At 67.5% G+C, this 5,825-nt stretch carries 7 protein-coding genes; 5 read left to right on the top strand and 2 right to left on the bottom strand.

What is annotated here, in order from left to right; all coding sequences use genetic code 11:
* Position 1: 1 nt before the first annotated feature.
* Both ACIQ2E_RS11965 and ACIQ2E_RS11960 read left to right on the top strand, forming a co-directional pair.
* Complete coding sequence (locus ACIQ2E_RS11965) at positions 2-262, top strand: hypothetical protein (protein WP_398330757.1); 261 nt, start codon at positions 2-4, stop codon at positions 260-262.
* Positions 263-283: 21 nt separating this feature from the next.
* On the top strand, positions 284-691 hold the full coding sequence (locus tag ACIQ2E_RS11960; RefSeq protein ID WP_398330754.1) for a hypothetical protein: 408 nt from the start codon (positions 284-286) through the stop codon (positions 689-691).
* On the opposite strand, the gene ACIQ2E_RS11955 is transcribed toward ACIQ2E_RS11960, so the two are convergent.
* Positions 670-1,611, bottom strand: a complete 942-nt coding sequence (locus ACIQ2E_RS11955; protein WP_398330751.1) for an aspartoacylase — start codon at positions 1,609-1,611, stop codon at positions 670-672. The genes ACIQ2E_RS11960 and ACIQ2E_RS11955 overlap by 22 nt on opposite strands.
* A 56-nt stretch (positions 1,612-1,667) precedes the next feature.
* On the opposite strand from ACIQ2E_RS11955, the gene ACIQ2E_RS11950 reads away from it, so the two are divergent.
* The 3 genes from ACIQ2E_RS11950 to ACIQ2E_RS11940 are packed head-to-tail and all read left to right on the top strand — an operon-like array spanning position 1,668 to position 5,223.
* Positions 1,668-2,633, top strand: coding sequence for a glutathione S-transferase C-terminal domain-containing protein (locus ACIQ2E_RS11950; RefSeq protein ID WP_398330749.1), 966 nt, complete (start codon positions 1,668-1,670; stop codon positions 2,631-2,633).
* Positions 2,630-3,256, top strand: a complete 627-nt coding sequence (locus tag ACIQ2E_RS11945) for a DUF2301 domain-containing membrane protein (RefSeq protein ID WP_398330746.1) — start codon at positions 2,630-2,632, stop codon at positions 3,254-3,256. The genes ACIQ2E_RS11950 and ACIQ2E_RS11945 overlap by 4 nt, the downstream gene beginning before the upstream one ends.
* A complete protein-coding gene (locus ACIQ2E_RS11940) occupies positions 3,253-5,223 on the top strand; it encodes an ABC-F family ATP-binding cassette domain-containing protein (RefSeq protein WP_398330743.1) in 1,971 nt (656 codons plus the stop codon). Before ACIQ2E_RS11945 ends, ACIQ2E_RS11940 begins: the two co-directional genes overlap by 4 nt.
* Here the strand turns inward: ACIQ2E_RS11940 and ACIQ2E_RS11935 are convergent.
* Entirely contained in the window at positions 5,204-5,701 is a 498-nt protein-coding gene (locus ACIQ2E_RS11935; RefSeq protein WP_398330740.1) for a hypothetical protein, read from the bottom strand. The genes ACIQ2E_RS11940 and ACIQ2E_RS11935 overlap by 20 nt on opposite strands.
* Positions 5,702-5,825: the final 124 nt, after the last annotated feature.

Below are 5,825 nucleotides of genomic sequence, written 5' to 3'. Positions count from 1 at the left end.
GGTGGGTTGCCAGAGCAATCCCTCCGCCGAGAACGAGCGCCTCAACCGCATCGAACTGAGGCTGCAGCAGCTGGAGCAGCGTCAGGCCAGTCCAGGGGCGGGGAGCACAGCGGACCCTTCGGGCAAAGCGCCCGCCGGGCCGGTGAAGTCGCTCACGTTCCGCATGGGCACCAGCGACGACAGGCTTCGGATTTACTGGGCCGACGGCACCAGCAGCGATCTGCCCTGCACCAAGGAACAGAGCACCTGGGCCTGCGGCTGAGCTCCCACCACCTCGAACCCCATGCAACGCCTCACCCCGATCGCCGGCGCTCTCGCCGCTGCCACAGCTCTGGCCTTGAGCCCTGTTGCCGGCTTCACCCAGGGCGTGAATCAAACGCTCGAGCGAATCGACCAGCTGCAGCAGCAGGCACCGGCGCGGCAGCGGGCCATGAACCTGGCGCGCAACACAGTGGTGAAGCTCAACGGAGGCCTCAGCCAATACATGCCAGCGGCTTGCATGTTTGCCTCAGGCGGCAGCGGCGGCAGCTGCCTGGTGAGCAGTAACGATCAGGGCTTTCTCTTCCGCTTCAACGGAGGCGCCCCAGGCTGGCAGCAACTGGGCACCGCTCCCACCACCACCAGCGAGATCCTGATCAGCCCCGATGGGCGCACGGTGGCCCAGCTGATTTACAACGGCCCGCTGCGTTGAACCAACGCGCCCAGTGCCTCAGCCCAGCTGGGCTGGCAGCGCCAGAGCTCCCGGCGGCAGAGGCTCAGGGCGATGCCCTTCTCGCCGTAGGCGGCCTCGTTGATGAACACCGGCCAGCGGGCGCCTGCCTCCAGGGCTGAGCTCCGCTCCAAAGGCAGCGCTGCACCATCGGCACTCCAAAAGAGGGGATCACCCGGGTGAAGCAGCTGCCAGTCGCGGTGCTGCCGCTGGGGATGTAGGGCTGCTACGGGAACCCCTTGCGGACTGCGGGGTAGATCGAGGCTGCTGTGGTGCAGGTGCACTTGCAGGGCGTGGGGTAGCCGTAGCCGGCCCGCGGCAGCCGCGGCCAGGGTGTCGAGGGCGGCCTCCAGGGCCAACTGGGTCTGCCGGCAGATCACCGCCGACACCAAACCCTGGGGCACAGGCCCCACTTCAATCACAAGGCCTGCCGGCCAACGCTCCACCAGAAAACCGGTCTGGGCAGCGTCGGCCTCGTGCAAATACACAGGCAATCCCAGCCGGGCCTGAATACCGGCTGCCAAGGCCAAATCCGCCGGCCGCCGCCCGTACACCACCAGCGAATTGCCCATGGCACTGGTGGTGCTGTGCAGATCGAGCACCACCGCGCAGGGCTGGGATCCATCGGGGCCATGGGCCGCCAGAAGGTCGCGGGCACGCTGCACCTCGCGCTCCCTGCGGGTGCTGTCAGCCAGCAGGTCGGGCGTAAAGCAGCGATTGAGGTCGCGATCGAGGTAGCGGCGGTTGGCAGCAAAAGCCTCGGGATTGCCGATGGTGAGCTGCAGCTCAAGGCCCGCATGGCGCAGCAGTTCTGGCCGCGCCTTCCATTGCTCGAGCAGCCAGGGGGCGTTGCGCTCGTTGCCATGGGTGGCCGCCACCACCAGAACTCGGCCCTGGCCCATGCCTGTTCTCCGGCGGATTGCTGCGCCAGCCTGGCAGTGATCCAGCAATGCCGGTGATGGCCATTCCTCCAGCCGTGGTGAGCGCCGCCCGGGCCGGTTGGCGCTGGCAATGGCTGCAACTGATGCAGGGCCTTGGCCCTGCCGATGGCGATGGCAACTACCGCAGGCCGGTCTCGCCCTTCAACGCACTGCCGCCGCTGCCCGCCAATGCCGCAGGGGCTGGCTCCCACGTGTTGATCGTGGGGCGCAGCTGCCCCTGGGCCCACCGGGCCTGGCTGGTGTGGGTGCTGCGGCAGCTGCAGCCTTCGATCGCGCTGCTGACCGTGGAACCCGATCCCAAAGCGGGCCGCTGGCGTTTCCCAAAACCATTTCTCGGCTGCACCACCCTGCAGGAGCTCTACCGGCGCTCTGGCGCTGGCGCCAGCCAGCGGGCCACGGTGCCGGTGTTGGTAGAGGCCGGCAGCGGCCGGGTGGTGCTGGGGGAGAGCTCACGGCTGATCGAACTGCTTAACCAGTGGCCCGCAACAGCCCCCGCGCACGATCTGGCTCCGACGGCGCTGATCCCCGAGATCACGCGCTGGCGCGAGCTGCTGCAAGGGGCCGTGAACGACGGGGTCTATCGCTGCGGCTTTGCCCGCAACCAGGCGGCCTACGACCGAGCTGAGAGCGAGCTGTTTGCTGCTCTTGATCAGGTCGAATCCGCCCTGGCGAGCCCTGGAGCAGGTCCCTGGCTCTGCGGGGAGAGCCTCACCCTGGCGGATGTGCAGCTGTTCCCCACCCTGATTCGGCTGGAGCTGGTGTACGCGCCGCTGTTCGGAGTGTCGCGGCGGCCCCTGTGGCAGCTGCCCGCCCTATGGCAGTGGCGCCAACGCTTCCATGCGCTGCCCGGAGTGGCAGACACCTGCTGCGATCAGGCCTGGCGCGAGGACTACTTCGCTGCCCTTTTTCCCTTGCACCCATCAGGCATCGTGCCCGCTGGACCCGCCCTGGCCACACTGGTGCAAGCGCCGCCGCCGCCATGACCAGCTTTGAAGGGGTCTACGGGCCGTACTGCATCACGGCGGAGGACGAGCGGGAGGTGTTCGGCTATCGGCTGGCCCTCTGCATCGCGGCCGTCGCCCAGGCAGGGCTGTTGCTGCAGTGGCGCCAGTGGGGCGGGGCGTGGCTGTGGCCCTGGCTGCTGCCGCTGCTGCTGGGGGTTGGCCTGGCCCTGCGCTGGATTCACATCTACCTCAGGCCTTTGCATCAGGCCCTGCAGCTGCTTTGGTTGCTGGGGAGCGTGGGCTTTGTGGCCTTGGCCATCAGCGCTGGCCCGGCCTGCATGGCGAATGCAGTGGCGAGCCAGCCGGCGTGGCTCTGGGCGATCGGCCCCTTCTTTGCCGCCCTGGCCGGCATCGGCTTCAAGGAGTTCTTCTGTTTCCGTCGCCCTGAAGCAATCGGGGTCACGCTGCTGCTGCCCGTGGCCCTGCTTGGTGCCCTGAGCGGTTTGCTGCCCGTGGCGGCGAGCGGCAGCTTGATGGGGGTGGAAGCGGCGCTGCTTCTGGTGCTCACCCTGCGCAAGTTCCCGATGCCCGCCGCCGCTGATGTGGGCGACAAGAGCGTGTTTGCTTATCTGGAAGCGCAGCGGCAGAAGCCTGGTTCGTGAGTTTGATCAGCCTGGTGGATGTCCGCAAGGACTACGGCATCCGCACCCTGTTTGACGGTCTGAGCCTGCATGTGGGCGAGCGGGAGCGGCTGGGGCTGATCGGGCCGAACGGAGCAGGCAAATCCACCTTGATGCGCGTGCTGGCGGGGCTGGAGCCGCCCGGCGGCGGCGAGCGGCGCGTGCTGCCCCAGGCGCGGATCGTGCTGGTGAGCCAGGAGCCGGAGATGGATCCGGAGCGCACGGTGCTGGAGCAGGTGTTCGCCGAAAGCGGCGAGAAGATGCAGCTGCTGCGGCGCTACACCGAGGTGAGCGATGCCCTGGCCCACGCCCACAGCGCCGGCAGCGACGACACCGCCCTGCTCGCCGAACTGGGCGAGCTCAACGCCCGGATGGACCAGAGCCAGGCCTGGGATCTGGAGCAGCAAATCCGTGAAGTGCTGCAACGGCTGGGCATCGGCGACACCCAACGCCGTGTGGGCGATCTCTCCGGTGGCTACCGCAAACGCCTGGCCCTGGCCGCAGCCCTGGTGGCCGATCCGGATGTGCTGCTGCTCGATGAACCCACCAACCACCTCGATGCCGACTGCATCCAGTGGCTGCAGGGCTACCTGCAGCGCTTCCGGGGCGCCCTGGTGCTGATCACCCACGATCGCTACGTGCTCGATCAGGTGACCAACCGGATCGTGGAGGTGGACCGCGGCGAAGCCCGCAGTTACAGCGGCAACTACGCCTACTACCTGGCCCGCAAGGCGGAAGAAGATGCCGCGGAAGCCGCCAGTGAAGCCAAGCTGCGCAGCGTGCTGCGACGCGAGCTCGAGTGGCTCAAACGAGGCCCCAAGGCCCGCAGCACCAAGCAAAAGGCCCGCATCCAGCGCATCGAGGCGATGCAGGAGCAGCCCAAGCGCCAGGCCAAAGGGCAGCTGAGCCTGGCCACCAACCAGCGCCGCCTGGGCAAACGCGCCATCGAAGCGGAAGAGCTGGGGGTGTGGGCCAGCGACGAAGCGCGCGATGGCGGTGCCTCACCCCTGCTGCGCGCCTTCAGCTACGACTTCAGCCCCGAAGATCGGATCGGGATCATCGGCCCCAACGGCTCGGGGAAATCCACCTTGCTGGATCTGATCGCCGGGCGGCGCCAGGCCCACATCGGCCGGATCGAGCTGGGGAGCACCGTGAAGCTGGCCTACTTCGATCAGCACAGCCACCACGTGCTTGAAGGCACCGATGCCGCGGGCCGGCAGCGCAAGGTGATCGATGTAGTGAAGGAGGCTGCCAGCAGCGTGGAGCTCGAAGGCTCCACCCTCAGCGCCTCCCAGTTGCTGGAGCGCTTTCTGTTCCCTCCGGCCCAGCAGCACCAGCCGGTGAGCAAGCTCTCGGGCGGCGAGCGCCGCCGCCTGCACCTCTGCCGCCTGCTGATCGAGGCTCCCAACGTGCTGCTGCTCGATGAGCCAACGAACGATCTCGACGTGCAGACCCTCACCGTGCTCGAAGACTTCCTCGAAGACTTCCGCGGCTGTGTGGTGGTGGTCTCCCACGACCGCTACTTCCTCGATCGCACCGTGGATCGGCTGTTCAGCTTCGAGAACGGGCAGCTGGAGCGCTTCGAAGGGAACTACAGCAGCTACCTCGAACGGCAGCAGAGCAAAGGGGCCTCACCCAACAACAACAGCAGCGCCAGCAGCAACCCGAGGCGAAACACAGCCGCACCCGGCGCCACCGCAGCCCCGCCCCCTGCATCCACCGCCACCAAAACCCGGCGCCGCAGCTTCAAGGAAACCCGAGAGCTGGAACAGCTCGATGTGCAGCTGCCGCAATGGGAGGAGCGCCGCGGCGAACTGGAGGGGCTATTGGCCGTGGGCGGCAGTGATTACGCCGCCCTCGAGGCCTTGAGTGAAGAGCTCTCTGCGCTGCTGGAGCGGATTGCGCGCGGCGAGGAGCGCTGGCTGGAGCTCAGCGAACTGGCCGGCTAGCGGCGCTGCTGCGGCGCCGCCGCAGCTGGTGGGGGAGCTCCGCGGTGGCAGGCCTGCAGGACGCTGGCCGGGCGGTCAACTCGCAGCGGGGAGCCGGGGTGGGATCGGAGCCCAGCCAGGGCTGCAAGCGCAACCGGCCTGTGCGCACCTCCTCCTCTTTCAGGGCAGTGGGCTTGTAGTCGTCCACCCCGCGTTGCAGTGCCATCTCATCGCCCATGCGGCGCAGGTAAAGATCCAACGACCACTGCACCTGGTTGTGCTCAAACGCCTCACAGGCCGCCTGGAGGGAGCTGAAGCGCTGGCTCACCAGACCGCTTGGGGCGCATTGCTTCCAGGTGAGTACGTCATCGAAGCTGAGACCGGTTCGCCACTGGCGCTGCTCGGAGAGATAGCAGTGATGCTCCGGACCGTTGATCCAATAGAGGCAATCGCGGTCATCGATGAAGTGGCGATCGCGGCGTTGGCGAATGCGTGTCATGGCCCCAGGAGCCGGGTGAACTCTCCATAGCAACGGCGCAGCAAGAACGCCGCAAAGAACGGCAGACGGCCGAAATCAGAAGCCCACCACAAACCCCGTCCAGCAGGGCTTGCAGCCCGTATGG

This window comes from Vulcanococcus sp. (genome assembly GCF_044369115.1).
GTDB lineage: Bacteria > Cyanobacteriota > Cyanobacteriia > PCC-6307 > Cyanobiaceae > Vulcanococcus.
Note: the sequence above shows the minus strand (reverse complement) of the source record. Positions and strands in the feature narration are given on the sequence as shown.